This is a genomic window from Vibrio sp. 10N.222.49.C9 (assembly GCF_041474985.1).
Classification (GTDB): Bacteria; Pseudomonadota; Gammaproteobacteria; order Enterobacterales; family Vibrionaceae; genus Vibrio; species Vibrio crassostreae_C.
The window spans coordinates 1-248 of record NZ_JBFRVD010000882.1 but is presented as its reverse complement, the minus strand read 5'-3'; the positions used below and the strand labels follow the sequence as shown (position 1 = coordinate 248).

The 248-nt window shown below is 38.3% G+C and carries 1 pseudogene; it reads right to left on the bottom strand.

The annotated features are described in order from the left end of the window. Nucleotides 1–194 (bottom strand): annotated as a pseudogene (locus tag AB4585_RS26060) (AraC family transcriptional regulator); the annotation flags it as partial. Between the last annotated feature and the right edge of the window lie 54 nt (nucleotides 195–248).

Here is a 248-nt window from a genome sequence, read left to right as displayed (position 1 = left end):
GGATTAGCAATGTCCTGTAATAGGTAATTTCTCACCTTATAAGCCAACTCGTCATCATTTTCCTGATCATGTTGCGGCGAGCAGTAACGACTTAATAAATTGAACAAAAAGCTATCGACTTCTGCGGCAATCTCTTGAGATTCTTGGTTGAGCAGTGAGCAAATTAAGCTTGTTAATTTTATATCGTTTTCCATGTAGGCAAGTACGTTTTGGTCACAAGTATATTGGGTGACCTCATACCCATATAA